We start from the raw sequence: 16,491 nt of genomic DNA, 5'->3' as shown, positions 1-16,491 counted from the left end.
GTCTCCGGTAACGAGACATCACGTCCGCGCGGCGAGAAGAAGGGCATCATGTTGAGGTTCATGACACCTGGCTCGGGAGCCATCCAACCCGGGCACCTCGGGGCGCATTCGGCCTGGATGGACCACCTCGATGAAAGCGACTATTTCGTGGAGACATGGCGCTGCGATCTGGCCAGCGGCGTCTTTCATCTGGGCGAGCGAACCGCCGCCCTGCTCGGCGCTTCCAACCGCTCCTGCGGCATCGTCGATCTGGTGCGTGCCTATGACAGCCGGGATCGCGTGACAGTGCTCAACATCCTCGAGCAGGCAACCGCGTCGCCGTCTTCGTTCTGCTTCACGGCGCTCGTGCGCTTGCCAAGTTTGAAGGCGGCACAGCTTTTCTGCGTCGGCCGGTCGTCGCTCGACGCGTCCACCGGCGAAAACATGCTGCAGGGCATTTTCGCCTTTCCGCGCGAGCGTCCGGCGCTTGACGCCTGAACGGACGGGTTGAATCCGCAGCCAGCCCTTCCCTAGATTGATGGAGTGCCAAGAGGCCGGCCACGGCCGGCCTCTTGGCACGAGACATCAGATAAGGAAGGAAACACCATGTCGCTGAAACCGCTGATCGCCGCCCTCGCGCTTTCCGCCTGCCTCGGCTTTCCTGCGTTGGCAGAGGAGTCCGGACACGGCAGCATGCACCATGGAGCGACCGAAACCGCGATGCCGAAGGGCGACAATTCGCCTTCGAGCAAAGCCTTCGCCGAAGCCAATGCCCGCATGCACAAGGACATGGACATCACCTACACCGGCAAGGCGGACATCGACTTCGTGCGCGGCATGATCGCCCACCATCAGGGCGCGATCGACATGGCGAAGGTGGAGCTCGAATACGGTAAGGACGAAACGCTGCGCAAGCTGGCCGAAGAGGTCATCAAGGCGCAGGAAGGCGAGATCAGGACGATGAAGGCGTGGCTCGCCAAGAACGGCGGCTGAACCCGCAGTCCCAACGCCACCGGCAAACACCCGTCGTCAGGCAGACGACGGGCGCACTCATCAGGCGACGCGGGCCTGGGGCCTTGCAAGCTTGCCACGCAACTCCTCGACGACCGTGCGGCAGTGGCAGCCTTCGATGTGATCGTTGACGAGGCCCATGGCCTGCATGAAGGCGTAGATCGTCGTCGGGCCGACGAAGGTCCAGCCGCGCTTCTTCAAATCCTTGGAAATGCGGGTCGAGGTCGGGGTCGTCGGATTGGCGACGATCGCTTCATAGGTCACCACCTGCGGACGCTCGGCTGCCTGCGGCTCATAGGACCAGAAATAGGCCGCCAGCGAACCGAACTCTTGCCTCAGTTCCTGGGCGCGGCGCGCGTTGTTGATCGTCGAGACGATCTTGCCGCGATGACGCACGATGCCTGTATCGGCAAGGCAACGCTCGATTTCCGCGTCGCCGAATTTTGCGACCGCGTCGAAATCGAAACCGGCGAAGGCGGCGCGAAACGCCTCGCGCTTGCGCAGGATCGTTAGCCAGGACAGGCCGGACTGGAAACCTTCCAGGCAGATCTTCTCGAAAAGCCGGCGGTCGTCGGTGACCGGGCGCCCCCATTCCTCGTCATGGTAGCGACGATAATCGTCGAGATTGCCCTGCCAGGCGCAACGCAAAAATCCGTCCTCACCGATCACAATGCCCTTGGCCGTCATCGCCCTCTTTGCTCCATCCTGCTCATTTTCCTGCCTTTACCATTTGCAAACCAGATTCCTAAAGCAGCGGATAACCCTACCCAAAGCTTTATCGGCGCCATCGGCTTTTAACGAGGCACCGTTTACCATTCGGTCGCCCTCCAAATGACACGATTGCCCCCATTGCCAAGGCGCAACCCGTCCGTTCGAGCATTCCGCTCACCGGCAGACTGCGCCCCCTTCAGTGATTTTCGGCGAAAGGTAGCGAGTCCGTCCGATGTTGAAAAAGTCTCTTCTTATAGCCGCCTCTCTTCTGACCCTCGTGGCTGGCCCGGCCGGAGCACAGGACCGGTATCAGAACAGGCCGCCCGTCGTCGTCAGTCCCGACCTCACCGCCCCCTGGGTGATGCAGCTCGGCGGACAGCAGGCGCGCACGCGGCAGGTGATCTACCGGCAGCAGATTCCGCAGGCCACCCGAAAACAGTTCTATCAGCAGGGACAGGTCGCGAAACCTCAGGTCAAGCGCCGCGCCGTCAATCCGCTGATCCAGCCGGCCAATGCCATGCGCGCCCAGCGGCCGGTGAAATCGAAATTCGACCCGCAGTACCTGCCGCAGACGGTCGCCTATGAGAGCAAGGAAAAGCCGGGCACGATCGTCATCGATACCAACAACCGCTTCCTCTATCTGGTGACCGGCAACGGTGAGGCACGGCGCTATGGCGTCGGTGTCGGCAAGCCGGGCTTCGAATGGGCCGGCGCCCACAAGGTCACCCGCAAGGCGGAATGGCCGAGCTGGACGCCGCCGCAGGAGATGATCGCCCGCGAGGCGGCCAAGGGCCATTACCTGCCGGCGCGCATGGACGGCGGCCCGGAAAATCCGCTCGGCGCACGCGCCATGTATCTCGGCTCGACGCTCTACCGCATCCACGGCACCAACGCGCCCTGGACGATCGGCTATGCCGTTTCCTCCGGCTGCATCCGCATGCGCAACGAAGACGTTGTCGATCTTTACGAGCGCGTGAAAGTGGGGACGAAGGTTATCGTCATCTAATTGCAGCACTGCATAGAATATTCCCCTCTCCTCACCCGTGTTGCTGTTGCCTATGCGTGATTTTCAGGCAACAGCAGCGTAAGGACAGGCAAGTTTTGTGATCACGTTTGATCTACGGGATGTATCGCGGGCTTGAACTTCGATGCGTTTTGAATAGCCTGCCTGCAACGAGGGTTTAGAGGGAATCGTAAATGAAGCGTCATGCCAGCAAAGTGGTCGCAATCGCGATTGCGACCAGCACTATTCTTGTGGCCGCCAGCGCCTCGGCTTTCACGCCGGCGCCCGTAGCAGGCCCCAAGATCCAGTCGTCAGACATTGTACTCGTGGCCACTCCGAAGAAGCCGGCAAAACAATACTGGCGCACCAAGGTTCGCTTCCGCACCGACGAAGCCCCCGGCACGATCATCGTCGATACCAACAACAAGTTTCTCTACTACATCGACGGCCCGAACCGCGCGACGCGCTACGGCATCGGCGTCGGCCGGGACGGCTTCGGCTGGTCGGGTGTCGTGAAGGTTGGCCGCAAGGCCGAATGGCCGACCTGGACGCCGCCGGCCGAAATGCGCCGCCGCGAGGCCGCCAAGGGTCGCATCCTGCCGATCACCCAGGAAGGCGGCATCGACAACCCGCTCGGCGCCCGCGCCATGTATCTCTACAAGGGCGGCCGCGACACGATCTTCCGTATCCACGGCACCAACCAGCCCTGGACCATCGGCCAAAACATGTCTTCCGGCTGCATCCGCATGATGAACGAGGACGTGGAGCATCTCTACGACCGCGCCGACGTCGGCACGAAGGTCATCGTCATCGGCCCCGGCAGCAAGGCCGGCGACACCTATTTCGACGATCGCGGCGTCGACATCTTCCGCCAGATCTTTGGCGGCTGAGGACGCCGAAACTTCCACCCACCAGAAAGGCCGGCTCCCGAAAGGTGGCCGGCCTTTTGCTTTGCCTCAGAGCCCCTCAGGCTTTGCCCCGCCATAGGCCCAGTCGAGCAATTCGACCGTATGCAGGATGGGGATTTTGGTGCCGCTGGCGATCTGGGTGATGCAGCCGATGTTGCCGGTCGCGATCGCATCCGGCTTCGTCGCCTCGATGTTCTTCACCTTGCGCGCCTTCAGCTTGGCCGAGATTTCCGGCTGCAGGATGTTGTAGGTACCGGCCGAACCGCAGCAGAGATGGCCCTCGGCCGGATCGCGCACGACGAAGCCGGCGCGCTTCAGAAGCTGCTTCGGCGCAAGCGTGATCTTCTGGCCGTGCTGCATCGAACAGGCGGAATGGTAGGCGAGCGTCATGCCGCGCGCCTCCTGTTCCGGCAGGTCGAGGGTCGCCAGATACTCGGTGATGTCCTTGGCCAGCGCCGAGACCCGTGCGGCCTTTTCCGCATAGGCGGGATCGAGCCTGAGCATGTGGCCGTAGTCCTTGATCGTCGTTCCGCAGCCCGAAGCGGTGATGACGATGGCGTCGAGTCCACCTTCGTCGGCGACCTTGAGCCAGGCATCGACGTTGCGGCGCGCGGCTTCGAGCGCCTGGTTCTCGCGGCCCATGTGATGCACCAGCGCGCCGCAGCAGCCCTCGCCAGCCGAAACGACCACCTCCACACCAAATCGTGTCAGAAGCCGGATCGTCGCCTCGTTGATTTCCGGCTTCAGCACGGGCTGGGCGCAGCCGCTGAGCAGCGCAACGCGGCCGACACGCTTGTCCTTGGGCGCATGAACGCCGGGTGTGGCCGAAGCCGAGGGCTCCGCCACGACGGCGGGCGCCAGATCGAGCATCACGCCAAAGGTTTTCAGGAAGGCGACGCGCTTCATCAGTCCGGCGAGCGGTCGGGCAAGGCCGGCTGCCTTCAGCGACAGGCGGAAGCGCTGCGGATAGGGCAGCACGGCTGCGAGCACGGAACGCGCCAGCCGGTCCTTGAACGGGCGGCGATAGGTGTTTTCGATATGCACGCGGGCATGGTCGACGAGATGCATGTAGTCGACGCCGGAGGGACAGGTGGTGGTGCAGGCGAGGCACGACAGACAGCGGTCGATATGGGTGACCGTTTCCTTGTCAGCCGCCCGGCCGTTCTCCAGCATGTCCTTGATGAGATAGATACGCCCACGCGGGCTATCGAGCTCGTCGCCGAGCGTAACATAGGTCGGACAGGTCGCGGTGCAGAAGCCGCAATGCACGCACTTGCGCAGAATGGCCTCGGATTCGGCCACGTGCGGATCGGCGAGCTGCTCGGCGGTAAAATTGGTCTGCAAGTGCGAACTCCACTCTTCGTCCTGCGGAACCGGGCGCTTCGCGCCGCGGTCGATTGCAACATTCTGTTTTCAGCTTCCTTCGACCTTGCCGGTCTCCGGTTGCATACCGGCCTAAACCATCCAGCCCTCGGGATTGGTAATCGGCTCTTCGCGCGCGGCCCTTTGCAGGCCGACGACGCAGCGCACGACGATCCAGACGGCGGTGGCGATGAAGCCGAGGATGCCGACAAGCACCACCGTCAGCAACAGCGAGATCAACAGGAACAGCAGCGATATCCAGAAGGTCCGGATCGCCCAGACATAGTGCGTCTGGACCCACGGCGCGCCCTTGCCACGATTGAGATAGGCCATGACGACGCCGATGATCGGCGTGATGCCCACCGCAAACCCGACGAGATAAAGGACATAGATCACCTGCACATTGATCTTGCCCGGCTCCAGCCAGCGATCGGTCTCCCGGGAGAACGGTGTCTGCGGACCCTTATCGCTCATGCTTGTCTCTCCTGTTCCCTTGCGAATGCGCTCAGGAAATCGCGGCCATGCGGCCGGGATTGAAGATCCGGTGCGGGTCGAACTTCGCGCGCACGCGCTCGCTCAACTGTGCCACGGGCAAGGGTTGCGGTTCAAACGATGAAACGGCCTGACGGTAGCTGTCATCGGCCCTGACGAGGGTCGCGTGGCCGCCACCGAGAACCTTGATGTAACGGCGCACCAGTTCCGCCTCCGGATCGGCCTCCATGCGCAACCATACGAGACCGCCCTGCCAGTCGTAGAAAGCGTCGACGCCGGTCTGCAGCCGCAGTGCTGCTACCAGTTGATGGCCAAGCGACGGGGCGACGGACGCGCGCCAGAGCGGCTTCCTGGTACCGTCGGCATAGGGTTTGACGTCGCGGATCTCCGTCCAAAGCCTTGCTGTTTGCGATGCATCAAGCCGCGTCACCGCGCCGAAGCGGCCGACTGCCTTTGTCAGCTTTTCAGCCCTGATCGCAACGGATGCCTCCAGCCCTTCGAGCCTGAGCACGGTGGCTGCACCATCCGGAAGGTTGCCATCCAGGAACCGTCCGCGCACGCTCTCCGGCAGATGCGCCGCGCCGGAAACCTCAGTTGTCTGCGCCATTGCCTCGGCCATGACCGCCGCCGCCTCGGCATCATTGAGCCCGGAGACGACGATGGTCTCCGACGCCGGCGGCAGCGGCAGGACGCGGAAGGTGACTTCGGTGAGGATGCCGAGCGTGCCATGCGAGCCAGCCAAAAGCTTGACCAGATCGAGACCGGTGACGTTCTTCATCACACGCCCGCCGGCCTTGATTGCCTCGCCCTCGCCGTTGACGAAACGCACACCGAGCAGGCTGTCGCGGGCGGCACCGGCGACATAGCGCCTGGGGCCGGATACATTGGCGGCAAAGACCCCGCCGATCGTCGGCTCACCCGAGGAGGCGAAGATCGGCCGGTGATCCATCGGCTCGAAGGCGAGCATTTGCCGGTTTTCGGCCAATGCCTCGCCGATCTCGCGCAGTGGCGTTCCCGCAAGCGCGGTAATCGTCATTTCGGCCGGATTGTAGCTGACGATGCCGGAAAGGCGGCGGGTCGACAGCACCCGATCGGCGCGCACAGGATTGCCGAGGCCGGAGCGCGTGTTGCCGCCGATCACTACGAGCGACGCCTTGTCCGCCGCCATGGCGCGAACGACGGTCGCAATCCCCTCTTCGCTGGCCGGTTCGAAATGCACGATCATGCGGCGGGACGCCCTTTAAGAGGGAAGACCTTGGACGGGTTCAGGATCCATTGCGGATCGAAGGCGGCGCGCGCCGCCATCTGCTGGTCGAGGTCGATCTGGTTGTACTGATGCAGCATGAGATCCCGTTTTTCGATGCCGACACCATGCTCGCCGGTGAGGCAGCCACCCGCGTCGACGCAAAGCTTCAGGATATCGTTCCCGGCAGCCTCGGCGCGCGCCGCATCCTCCGGGTCGTTGATGTTGTACAGGATCAGCGGATGCATGTTGCCGTCGCCAGCGTGGAAGACATTGGCGACGCGCAGGCCGTAGCTCGCGACGATCTCACCGGTGCGGGCAAGCACATGGGAGAGTTGGCTGAGCGGCACGGTGCCGTCCATGCAGATATAGTCGGCGATGCGGCCGGTGGCGCCGAAGGCGGATTTCCGGCCTTTCCAGATCGCCGCCGCTTCCATGGCCGACTGGCATTCCTTGATAGTCGCGACCCCGTGACGGCGCGCGACCGCGACGATGCTCGCGAGCATCGCATCCATCTCCGGCTCGGAGCCTTCGACCTCGACGATCAGTAGCGCTTCGACATCGAGCGGGTAGCCGGCGTGGGCGAAGGCTTCGCAGATCTCGATCGCCGGCTTGTCCATGAACTCGATCGCGACGGGAATGATGCCGGAACCGATGACATCAGCGACGCAGGCGCCGGCCGCCTCCGACGAGGCAAAGCCGAAGAGCACCGGGCGGGCTCCCTCCGGTTTGGCGATCAACCGCACCGTCGCCTCGGTGACGATACCGAGCTGGCCTTCCGAGCCGCAGACGAGGCCAAGCAGATCATAGCCCGCCGCATCCAGCGCCTTGCCGCCGAGATCGACGACGGTGCCATCGAACAGCACCATCTTCACGCCGAGCAGATTGTTGGTGGTGACACCGTATTTCAGGCAATGAGCACCGCCGGAATTCATGCCGATGTTGCCGCCGATCGTGCAGGCGAGCTGCGAGCTCGGGTCGGGTGCATAAAAGAAGCCATCGGCGGAAACCGCCTCGGAGATGTTGAGGTTGGTAACGCCCGCCTGAACGGTGGCGGTGCGATTGAAAAGGTCGACATCGAGGATGCGCGACATCTTCGAGAGGCCGATGACGACCGCATCCTCTTGTGGGATGGCACCGCCCGAAAGCGAGGTACCGGCCCCGCGCGGCACGACCGGAACGCCGTAGCGGCTGCAGTATTTCAGGAGCGCGGCCACCTGTTCGGTGGTTTCCGGCAAGGCGACCGCCAGGGGCATGCGGCGATAGGCGATGAAGGCATCGGTCTCGAACGGTTTCAGTCCGCGCTCGTCGCTGATCAGACAGCCCTCGGGCAGGAGGTCCGAGAGGTCGGCGATAATCTCGCGGCGCCGGGCGATAACCTCTGGTTTCGGCTGCAGAAAACCGATTGTCTCCGCCATCAGCTCCTCCCGCCGCATATCGATTGGTTCATTTTCTTTACCACTAGGACAGAGGCCTCGCAAATGCTATTGAGCTTTTCCGTTTTGGAAATAATGGCAACGATTGATGACGAATTTAGGCGATCTTGAGATTTTTGCACGGGTCGTTTCCACCGGCAGTATGTCGGCAGCGGGGCGGGCGCTGGGGTTTTCCCCAGCTGTGATCTCCAAGCGCATCAAGAGACTCGAAGACCGGCTCGGCACGCGCCTCCTTCAACGCACGACGCGCCAGATTTCGCTGACGGAAGCCGGCCAGGGCTTCTACGACCGGGTGCTCGGCATTCTGACCGGCATCGAGGAGGCGGAAACCTATGCGTCGGGCCGCTCGTCGCATGCGCTCGGGGTGCTGCGGATATCGGCGCCCACCTCCTTCGGCCGCATGCACATCGCGCCGCATCTGACCAAGTTCATGAAGGACCATCCGGATCTGAAATTGCACATCGTGCTGACGGACGAATTCACCGACATCGTCGCGGAAGGCTTCGACATGGCGGTCCGGATCGGCGAACTGGTGGATTCGTCGCTCGTCGCCCGTAAGCTTGCCCCCGTCCGCCGGCTGCTCTGCGCCTCGCCGGACTACATCGCCCGCAACGGCGCACCGAAAGAGATCGGCGACCTCGCCAACCACCTCTGCCTGCCGGCGCATAACAACGACAATTGGAAGCTCGAAGGGCCGGAGGGCGCGCTGGTCTGGCACCCGGAAGGGCCGCTCGTCACCAATTCCTCGGAGATTGTGCGCGCCGCCGTCATCGCCGGCGCCGGCGTTGCACTGCGCTCCACCTGGGATATCGGCCCGGAATTGCGCAGCGGCCAGCTGGTGCAGGTGCTACCGCAATGGGAAGGTTCGAAGCAGCTGACGCTTTCGGCCGTCTACCCAAGCCGCCAGTTCCTCCCGGCCAAGGTGCGCCTCTTCATCGACTATCTCGCCGAACTCTACGGACCGATCCCCTATTGGGAGCAGTAGGCGAACCGGCCTGGCATCTTTGTTTTCCGCAATTCCGGACGCAAAACCGCTGCACACTTTTGCTGGAATTGCTTACTTATGCTCGCTGTCCTCGTGGTGGCGGCGAATGCGGCGCACGATCAGCCAGACCCCGGCAACGGCGAAGGGCACGGCAAGCCCGGTCAGGAGACCGGGATCGATCGGCAGCTCGTGGCTGACCGCCTTGGCGAGATAGCCGAACAGCCCGACCACGTAATAGGAGATGGCGGCGACCGACAGGCCTTCGACGGTCTGCTGCAGGCGCAACTGCAACCTGGCGCGCCGATCCATCGAGTTCAGAAGCGCGCTGTTCTGCCGTTCAAGCTCGACATCGACCCAGCTTCGAAGCAGCGCCGTGGCGCGGGCGAGCTTGCGCGACAGGTTCGCCTGGCGCTCCTCGACCGACTGGCAGGTGCGCATGGCCGGCGCCAAACGTCGTTCGAGGAAGGTGCCGATGGTCTCGTAGCCCGGCACCGGCGTTTCGGCGAGCGTGCGGATGCGCTCCTGGACGATGCCGTAATAGGCGCGGCTGGCGCCGAAGCGATAGAGGCTGAGCGCGGCACCGGCCTCGAGATCGGCCGCGAGCCGAGTGATTTCGGCCAACATGTCGTCGGCCTCCTCGCGCACGTTTTCCTTCATGCGCTGGGTCACCGCCGTCAACCCGTCCTCCGTCCGGCGGATTTCCGGCGACAGCGACTGCGCAAGCGGCAGGCCCATCATCGCCAGCGTCCGGTAGGTTTCGATATCGAGCAAGCGCTGGACGAGAGCGCCGGTACCGGCTTCCGTCATGCCGCGATCGATCACCAGGATCTGCGTCAGGCCGTCACCGTTCTGGCGGAAGTCGGTGACGATCACCGCCTGGCCGTTCTTGGTCTCGCTGTAACAGAGGCTCGTCGGATCGAAGAGGCCGATGGCCTCGCGTGTCTCGGGCGTATCCGGCCGGATCTCCAGGCGGATGCCCGAGATCAGAGACCCGGGCGGCGAAAAGCCGTCGCCGAACGGATGGATCGGTACATCGCCGCCGAATTTCTCCGGCGGCGGCGCGTCCCAGAAATAGGTGGAGAATTCGGTATGACGCTCCCAGCGCAGCGTGCCCTGCCCCCAAGGCATCGCGTGATGGTTGGCGTCACGGCCGGGCGGCGCGATGCCGCGGGCCCGCGAAAGCTCCGACAGCACGGCGTGATCGACGATCGAGCCACCATCTGTCAGGAAGGCGAGCTGAAAGATCACCCGCGGCGTGGTCACCAGCGCATAGGGGCGCGAATGAACCTCGCCCAAGGCCAAAGCGCGCATCGGCGCCACCGGAAATGCAAAACTACCCTTTGCCATGAAGCGCCTTGTCCCCCTCACGCGTTCATCACAACTTTCTTATCAACGGAAAGAGCAAAAGAACAAAGGACGCATTGCCGCAGTTTGACTTTTGTCAGTCGCAACCAATCGGACGCACCCAAGTGGACAATCAAATTGACCACTTTGCGCGACCTGCCTAGATTGCGGCGCTGACAGGAGGAGGCGCTGAGCATCGACGCTCCTTCCGCCCTCGCCGCATGCAAACCGACCACATTCGCGATTTCGGACGAACCCGGGCCGAAATCCTCGTGATCTGGAGACCAGACGTGACCAAAGACCAGATCGACCTTTTCGCCCGTATCAGCCATAGCCGCACGGCGGACGAGGTCGTGCAGCAGATCGAGCTTTTGATCCTCGAAGGCGTATTGCGGGACGGCGACCGTCTGCCTGGCGAGCGGGAACTCTCCAAGCGCTTCGACGTGTCACGGCCGATCCTGCGCGAGGCGCTGAAGGAACTCGAAGGGCGCGGCCTGGTCGAAAGCCGCCACGGCGGTGGCACCTTCGTCGCCGACGTCGTCGGGCAGATCTTCTCCAGGCCGCTGATCGATCTCATTGCGCGCCATCACAAGGCGACCCAGGACTACCTCGAATACCGGCGCGAGCTCGAAGGCTTGACCGCGGAACTCGCCGCCACCCGCGCCACGGATTACGACCGGGACATCCTGACACGGATCATCGAGCGCATGCGCAGAGCGCACGCCGCCGGCGATTTTGACGCCGAACTCGAAGCCGATATCGAGCTGCACCAGGCGATCGGCGAAAGCGCCCACAACATCATTCTCCTGCACACGCTGCGCGCCTGCTACCGGCTGCTCCAGCAGGGCATATTCTTCCATCGCAATTCGGTCTTCGATGCGCCGGGGGCGCGCGACCGGCTTCTTGTGCAGCACGAAGCGATCTACGAGGCGATCATGGCAAGGGATCCGGCGAAGGCGAAAGCCGCCTCGCAGAGCCATATCGACTTCGTCGCCGCCGCCACCCGCGAGGCGGAACGCACCGGAGAATGGAACCGCATCGCCCGACTGCGCATGCAGCAGCGCGACCGCGCGAACTGACAGATCGGGCCCGCGCCCGACCCCCGGCTCTACCCTGCAGCCGCCTCTCCGGTCGGAATCAATCGCCCTTGCGATCTCGAACCGTTCCACCCCGAAATCAATCGTGATCCGACGACAACGTATGGCTGTCGGTCGGTTTGCAAATATGCCGCGAAAACACCATATCCTGTCGTATCCGGACCACAGTTCTGCGCAAAGCAAACCGCATATCCGGCTGCCGAATGCCCGCGACATTTACACGCTGCAGGACGCTGCCATACTGGTCGGCAAAGCAATTAAAGCCACTGATTCGCCGAGAGGAGCACAGACGACCTTGAACTTCTTGAACAGGCTCGCATCGGATGTCCAATTGATGCTGCGTCGACCGGCGCGCATGCAGTATGCCGCGCTCTGCTATCGGATCCGCAAGAAGACCAAGGCCCTCGAAATCCTCCTGATCACCAGCCGCGATACCGGCCGCTGGGTCATTCCCAAGGGATGGCCGATGCAGGGCAAGCGCGCCCATGAAGTGGCCGAGCGCGAAGCCTACGAGGAAGCCGGCGTCAAGGGGCATGTGCAGAAGGCGACCGCCGGCTACTATCTCTACCAGAAGCGCATGGATCACGGGCTGAAGATTTCGGTCAAGGTGCAGGTGCACGCGTTGGAAGTCGACGATCTCTGCAAGCACTTCCCCGAGGAAGGGCGCCGACAGCTCGAATGGGTCGACTACAAGGAAGCGGCCTCGCGGGTTGCCGAACCGTCTCTGAAAGATCTCATCCTTGCCTTCGGTGAACGCATGGGGAGCGCGTCGAGCCCGATGCCGAAGGCTGTGAACGGCTAGCCTTTTCAAGCATTCCAAGAGCATTCGACGCCGCCAGACGCGGGTTCCCGGCCTGCGCCATACGGATGTCCATCAAATCCACTTGAATGCGTGTCGCTGTGGCCTTAGTGGCCGTCGTGACAATGGAGTTCCAGGTAGTGGCACAGCCGCGCATACGCCTCGCAAAACAAACGATAGACAAAGACCTCGACAAGCTCAGCCTTGCCGAAGAGGCGTCGCAACATGTCAAGCGCAGCCTTGCGGCACCTGCGCTCGCCGGGCTGTTCCTGCTCTTGAGCATGGCCTTCGCCGCGAGCTTCGTGACGAGCTCCGCCAGCGCGCCGATCATCATCGCGGCGGCTGCCATTGCCGGCTACATGGCCATGAACATCGGCGCGAACGACGTGACCAACAACGTTGGCGCCGCAGTCGGCGCCAAGGCGATGTCGATGGCGACGGCGCTCACCATCGCCGCGATATTCGAGATCGCCGGGGCGCTGCTTGCCGGCCGGCAGGTCGCGCTGACGATCGAGGCGGGCATCGTCTATGGCGAAGACGTGCTCGGACCACAGGCAATCGTCTGGATCATGATGTCGGCACTCGCTTCCGCGGCGGCCTGGATCAACATCGCCACCTATTCCGGGGCACCGGTCTCGACCACGCACTCGATCATCGGCGGCATCGTCGGGGCAGGCATCGCGGCGGCCGGCTTTTCGAGCGTGCAATGGTGGTCGCTCGCCGGCATCACGCTCAGCTGGTCGGTCTCGCCGCTACTCGGCGGCGCCATCGCCGCAGCCCTCCTCGCTTTCCTCAAAGAATTCATCATCTACCGCGAGGACAAGATCGCCGCGGCCAGGCGATGGATGCCGGTCATCCTTGGCGTCACCGCCGGCTGCTTCATGGCCTATCTCGCGGTGATCGCACTGGTTCAGGTGGCCGCGATCACCATGCCCGTGGGTCTTGCTGCCGGCGGCGTCGCCGGTTTTGCGGTCTATCTGCAGGCAAAGCCCTGGATCGCCAGCCAATCGGAAGGGCTCGAAAACCGCAACCAGTCGCTGCGCCGACTCTTCCGCCTGCCTTTGATCGTAGCGGCGGCACTGCTTTCCTTCGCTCACGGCGCCAACGACGTCTCCAACGCCATCGGTCCCTTGGCTGCGATCGTCTCGGCGCTCGACGGCGTCATCACGACGGACAAATCACCGGCGCCCCTGTGGGAACTTGCGATCGGCGCGCTCGGCATCTCGATCGGTCTGCTGCTCTACGGCCCGAAGCTCATCCGAGTCGTTGGCCAGGAGATCACCAAGCTCAATCCGATGCGCGCTTTCTGTGTGGCACTGGCCACCGCGGTCACCGTGCTGCTGGCATCGGCGCTCGGCCTGCCCATCAGCTCGACGCACACGGCCGTCGGCGCCGTCTTCGGCGTCGGCTTCTTCCGCGAATGGTACATCCGCAATTCCAAGCGGCGGCTCGAATATGTCCGGCAAAAAACGGGACAGGCGGATTTCATGGAATCGGCGGAAACCAACTTTGCCGAGGTGCGGCGCCGGCATCTCGTCCGTCGCTCGCATTTCCTCACCATTATCGGCGCCTGGGTTATCACCGTCCCGGCCTCTGCCGCCCTGTCGGCCGTACTTTATTTCATCCTCTCCGGCATTTTCACCTGAAGGCCTCCTCAATGCGCGCCAATTTTCGCATGCAGCGACTGTTCGTCGAACACCCCTTGAGTGCCGGCTCGGCGCACGAGGCGTCCAAGGAACAGTTCAACTACCTGGTGAACGTGCTGCGTTACGAAGAAGGCGCCTCGATCCTCGTCTTCAACGGGCGCGACGGCGAGTGGCGGGCCGAGCTTTCCTTCGCCAGCAAGAAGCGCTTGGTGCTGACGCCCGTCGAGCAGACGCGCCCCCAGCCGGCGCCTTGCGATCTCGTGTATCTCTTTGCCCCGCTCAAGGTCGGACGGCTCGACTATCTCGTGCAGAAGGCCGTCGAAATGGGCGCCGGCACTTTGCAGCCGGTCATGACGCAACATGTGCAGGGCAAGCTTGGCAACATCGAGCGGGTTCGCGCCAACGTCATCGAGGCGGCCGAACAATGCGGCGTACTCGGCATTCCCCATGTCGAGGAACCACGCCGGCTCGAAGACCTGTTTGCCACCTGGCAGAGCGACCGGCGCATCATTTTCTGCGACGAAGGCAGCGACAGCCAGAATCCGTTGCCGATCCTCGCCGGCATCAAGGAAAAGAAGCTCGCGCTGTTGATCGGCCCGGAAGGCGGCTTCTCGGAAGCCGAGCGCACGCTGCTGCACAGCCTCGATTTCGTCACCGCCATTCCGCTCGGGCCCCGCATCCTCAGGGCCGACACGGCAGCCGTCGCCGCCATGGCGGTCATCCAGGCAACTGTCGGCGACTGGCGATAGCCGGTCGTTCCCGGGCAAATCGGACACCGCTCGCTCCCCTAGAAGGGGACGATCTCTCCGGCAAGGCAGGATTGGGTCACCAGTACCCATTTCCGCGGTGCTTGCTCCAGAGCAAGCAAATGTCCTACTTTTTTTGATGAGATCTTGAAAGAAATTGACTTGCACCGCACCTGATTACGGTTCAAGCAGCCTCCATCAACTCCCGCTAACCTGCGGGAGCCGCCCAAACAAAAGAAGACGCTCATGGCCCGAGATACCACCGACCAGACGCCGGTAACCTCTGTCGCTGACCTGACCGCCTACCTGGCAGAAGGTTCGAAACCGGAGGAGCGGTTCCGGATCGGCACGGAGCACGAAAAGTTCGCCTTCTTTAAGGCGGACAACAGCCCCGTCCCCTATTTCGGCGAGGCCAGCATCCAGGCGCTTCTGAACGGCATGGCGGCGAAAAGCGGCTGGGAACCGATCATCGACGAAGGCAACATCATCGGCCTTGCCGAACAGTCGGGCAATGGCGCGATCTCGCTGGAACCGGGTGGACAGTTCGAACTTTCCGGCGCGCCGCTCGAAAACCTGCACCAGACCTGCAAGGAATCGAACCAGCATCTGGCGGTGCTGCGCGAAGTCGCCGAGCCGCTCGGCATCCGCTTCCTCGGCATCGGCGGCAGCCCCAAGTGGACCTTTGATGAGACCCCGCGCATGCCGAAATCGCGCTACGGCATCATGAGCCGCTACATGCCGAAGGTCGGCACCCAGGGCCTCGACATGATGTATCGCACCTGCACGATCCAGGTGAACCTGGACTTCTCCTCGGAAGAGGACATGCGCCGCAAGATGCAGGTGTCCTTGAAGCTGCAGCCACTCTCGACCGCGCTGTTTGCAAGCTCGCCCTTTACCGACGGCAAGCCGAACGGGCTTCTCTCCTGGCGCGGCGACATCTGGCGCGACACCGACAACCAGCGCGCCGGCCTGCTGCCGTCCGCCTTCCGTCCCGATTTCGGTTTTGCCGACTACGTGGAGTGGGCGCTCGACGTGCCGATGTACTTCGTCGTGCGCGACGGCCACTACCACGATTGCACCCACATCACCTTCCGCCAGTTCATGGGCGGCGCACTCAAGGGCGAGGTCGCCGACTGGCAGCCGAACATGGGCGACTGGACCAACCATCTCTCGACGCTGTTCCCCGACGTGCGCCTGAAGCGCTTCCTCGAAATGCGCGGCGCCGATGGCGGCCCGTGGCGGCGGATCTGCGCGCTGCCGGCCTTCTGGGTCGGCCTGCTCTACGACCGCGAGGCGCTCGACGCCGCCGAAGCACTGACGCGCGACTGGACCTTCGAAGAGGTGAGCGCCATGCGCAACGCCGTGCCGGCTCAGGCGCTTGCCGCCAAGTTCCGCACCGGCACGCTTTACGACGTTGCCCGCGAGGTCATCTCCATTTCGCGCGGCGGTCTGAAGCGCCGCAACAGGCTGAACGGCGATGGTATCGACGAAAGCCAGTTCCTGGCGCCGCTCGACGAGGTGCTGGCCAAGAAGGCAACGCTCGCGGAAGACCTTTTGGCGCTCTACAATGGCCGCTGGAACGGCTCCGTAGACCCGGTCTTTGCCGAGTACCAGTATTAAGGCCCGAACAGGGGCGCGGCGCTCGTCGCGGCCCTCTCAAAAAGCGGTTCCCAGTCCCTGATTTCCCGTTATAGTGCAAGGATATGCGTCGCTTAGAGCGCCGCGCGTC

General features: G+C 63.3%; 16 protein-coding genes. 10 read left to right on the top strand and 6 right to left on the bottom strand.

Translation table 11 applies throughout. The features are described from left to right. The first annotated feature begins 48 nt into the window (after positions 1 to 48). A complete protein-coding gene (locus tag IB277_RS01195) occupies positions 49 to 477 on the top strand; it encodes a hypothetical protein (RefSeq protein ID WP_034801425.1) in 429 nt (142 codons plus the stop codon). 108 nt (positions 478 to 585) lie between these two features. Continuing rightward, positions 586 to 972, top strand: coding sequence for a DUF305 domain-containing protein (locus tag IB277_RS01190; protein WP_034800951.1), 387 nt, complete (start codon positions 586 to 588; stop codon positions 970 to 972). A gap of 60 nt (positions 973 to 1,032) precedes the next feature. Here IB277_RS01190 and IB277_RS01185 read toward each other — a convergent pair whose 3' ends face one another. After that, on the bottom strand, positions 1,033 to 1,677 hold the full coding sequence (locus IB277_RS01185; protein ID WP_060602071.1) for a DNA-3-methyladenine glycosylase I: 645 nt from the start codon (positions 1,675 to 1,677) through the stop codon (positions 1,033 to 1,035). Between the two features lie 256 nt (positions 1,678 to 1,933). On the opposite strand from IB277_RS01185, the gene IB277_RS01180 reads away from it, so the two are divergent. Together IB277_RS01180 and IB277_RS01175 are read left to right on the top strand one after the other, a co-directional pair. Further along, entirely contained in the window at positions 1,934 to 2,707 is a 774-nt protein-coding gene (locus IB277_RS01180; protein ID WP_110818511.1) for a L,D-transpeptidase, read from the top strand. 191 nt (positions 2,708 to 2,898) lie between these two features. Next, the gene (locus tag IB277_RS01175) at positions 2,899 to 3,594 is read left to right on the top strand and encodes a L,D-transpeptidase (RefSeq protein ID WP_034800943.1); all 696 of its coding nucleotides are present in this window, start codon (positions 2,899 to 2,901) and stop codon (positions 3,592 to 3,594) included. A gap of 66 nt (positions 3,595 to 3,660) precedes the next feature. Here the strand turns inward: IB277_RS01175 and glcF are convergent, their stop codons facing one another. From glcF to IB277_RS01155, 4 genes are all read right to left on the bottom strand, one after another. Beyond that, complete coding sequence (gene glcF / locus IB277_RS01170) at positions 3,661 to 4,956, bottom strand: glycolate oxidase subunit GlcF (RefSeq protein ID WP_110818512.1); 1,296 nt, start codon at positions 4,954 to 4,956, stop codon at positions 3,661 to 3,663. 111 nt (positions 4,957 to 5,067) lie between these two features. Continuing rightward, a complete protein-coding gene (locus IB277_RS01165; protein ID WP_034800937.1) occupies positions 5,068 to 5,448 on the bottom strand; it encodes a membrane protein in 381 nt (126 codons plus the stop codon). A 31-nt stretch (positions 5,449 to 5,479) separates the two neighbouring features. Further along, the gene (glcE, locus tag IB277_RS01160; RefSeq protein WP_089044717.1) at positions 5,480 to 6,691 is read right to left on the bottom strand and encodes a glycolate oxidase subunit GlcE; all 1,212 of its coding nucleotides are present in this window, start codon (positions 6,689 to 6,691) and stop codon (positions 5,480 to 5,482) included. Continuing rightward, positions 6,688 to 8,127 carry an FAD-linked oxidase C-terminal domain-containing protein gene (locus IB277_RS01155; protein WP_060584051.1) on the bottom strand — a complete coding sequence of 480 codons (1,440 nt, stop codon included), beginning with the start codon at positions 8,125 to 8,127 and terminating at the stop codon, positions 6,688 to 6,690. The genes glcE and IB277_RS01155 overlap by 4 nt, the downstream gene beginning before the upstream one ends. Before the next feature lie 106 nt (positions 8,128 to 8,233). Between IB277_RS01155 and IB277_RS01150 the strand changes: the two genes are divergently transcribed. Continuing rightward, positions 8,234 to 9,130 (top strand): LysR family transcriptional regulator, encoded by an 897-nt coding sequence (locus IB277_RS01150; protein ID WP_192370683.1) that lies wholly within the window; start codon positions 8,234 to 8,236, stop codon positions 9,128 to 9,130. A 72-nt stretch (positions 9,131 to 9,202) separates the two neighbouring features. Here the strand turns inward: IB277_RS01150 and IB277_RS01145 are convergent, their stop codons facing one another. Beyond that, positions 9,203 to 10,477 (bottom strand): DUF3422 family protein, encoded by a 1,275-nt coding sequence (locus IB277_RS01145; RefSeq protein ID WP_034800929.1) that lies wholly within the window; start codon positions 10,475 to 10,477, stop codon positions 9,203 to 9,205. Between the two features lie 287 nt (positions 10,478 to 10,764). On the opposite strand from IB277_RS01145, the gene IB277_RS01140 reads away from it, so the two are divergent. The 5 genes from IB277_RS01140 (at position 10,765) to IB277_RS01120 (ending at position 16,382) form a co-directional block, all read left to right on the top strand. Beyond that, entirely contained in the window at positions 10,765 to 11,553 is a 789-nt protein-coding gene (locus IB277_RS01140; RefSeq protein WP_244546716.1) for a FadR/GntR family transcriptional regulator, read from the top strand. A 313-nt stretch (positions 11,554 to 11,866) separates the two neighbouring features. Continuing rightward, a complete protein-coding gene (locus IB277_RS01135; protein WP_060516578.1) occupies positions 11,867 to 12,373 on the top strand; it encodes an NUDIX hydrolase in 507 nt (168 codons plus the stop codon). 137 nt (positions 12,374 to 12,510) lie between these two features. After that, positions 12,511 to 14,016, top strand: coding sequence for an inorganic phosphate transporter (locus tag IB277_RS01130; RefSeq protein ID WP_060584345.1), 1,506 nt, complete (start codon positions 12,511 to 12,513; stop codon positions 14,014 to 14,016). Positions 14,017 to 14,027: 11 nt separating this feature from the next. Continuing rightward, entirely contained in the window at positions 14,028 to 14,765 is a 738-nt protein-coding gene (locus IB277_RS01125; protein ID WP_090294897.1) for a 16S rRNA (uracil(1498)-N(3))-methyltransferase, read from the top strand. Positions 14,766 to 15,008: 243 nt separating this feature from the next. After that, positions 15,009 to 16,382, top strand: a complete 1,374-nt coding sequence (locus IB277_RS01120; RefSeq protein WP_034800925.1) for a glutamate--cysteine ligase — start codon at positions 15,009 to 15,011, stop codon at positions 16,380 to 16,382. Positions 16,383 to 16,491 lie beyond the last annotated feature (109 nt).

It is taken from the genome of Ensifer sp. ENS07 (assembly GCF_014852185.1).
Taxonomy (GTDB): domain Bacteria; phylum Pseudomonadota; class Alphaproteobacteria; order Rhizobiales; family Rhizobiaceae; genus Ensifer; species Ensifer adhaerens.
Note: the sequence above shows the minus strand (reverse complement) of the source record. Positions and strands in the feature narration are given on the sequence as shown.

Coding starts and splice junctions, on each gene's coding strand:
- IB277_RS01195 (WP_034801425.1), top strand. CDS start 49: ATGTTGAGGTTCATGACACCTGGCTCGGGAGCCATCCAACCCGGGCAC.
- IB277_RS01190 (WP_034800951.1), top strand. CDS start 586: ATGTCGCTGAAACCGCTGATCGCCGCCCTCGCGCTTTCCGCCTGCCTC.
- IB277_RS01185 (WP_060602071.1), bottom strand. CDS start 1,677: ATGACGGCCAAGGGCATTGTGATCGGTGAGGACGGATTTTTGCGTTGC.
- IB277_RS01180 (WP_110818511.1), top strand. CDS start 1,934: ATGTTGAAAAAGTCTCTTCTTATAGCCGCCTCTCTTCTGACCCTCGTG.
- IB277_RS01175 (WP_034800943.1), top strand. CDS start 2,899: ATGAAGCGTCATGCCAGCAAAGTGGTCGCAATCGCGATTGCGACCAGC.
- IB277_RS01165 (WP_034800937.1), bottom strand. CDS start 5,448: ATGAGCGATAAGGGTCCGCAGACACCGTTCTCCCGGGAGACCGATCGC.
- glcE (WP_089044717.1), bottom strand. CDS start 6,691: ATGATCGTGCATTTCGAACCGGCCAGCGAAGAGGGGATTGCGACCGTC.
- IB277_RS01155 (WP_060584051.1), bottom strand. CDS start 8,127: ATGGCGGAGACAATCGGTTTTCTGCAGCCGAAACCAGAGGTTATCGCC.
- IB277_RS01150 (WP_192370683.1), top strand. CDS start 8,234: ATGACGAATTTAGGCGATCTTGAGATTTTTGCACGGGTCGTTTCCACC.
- IB277_RS01145 (WP_034800929.1), bottom strand. CDS start 10,477: ATGGCAAAGGGTAGTTTTGCATTTCCGGTGGCGCCGATGCGCGCTTTG.
- IB277_RS01125 (WP_090294897.1), top strand. CDS start 14,028: ATGCGCGCCAATTTTCGCATGCAGCGACTGTTCGTCGAACACCCCTTG.
- IB277_RS01120 (WP_034800925.1), top strand. CDS start 15,009: ATGGCCCGAGATACCACCGACCAGACGCCGGTAACCTCTGTCGCTGAC.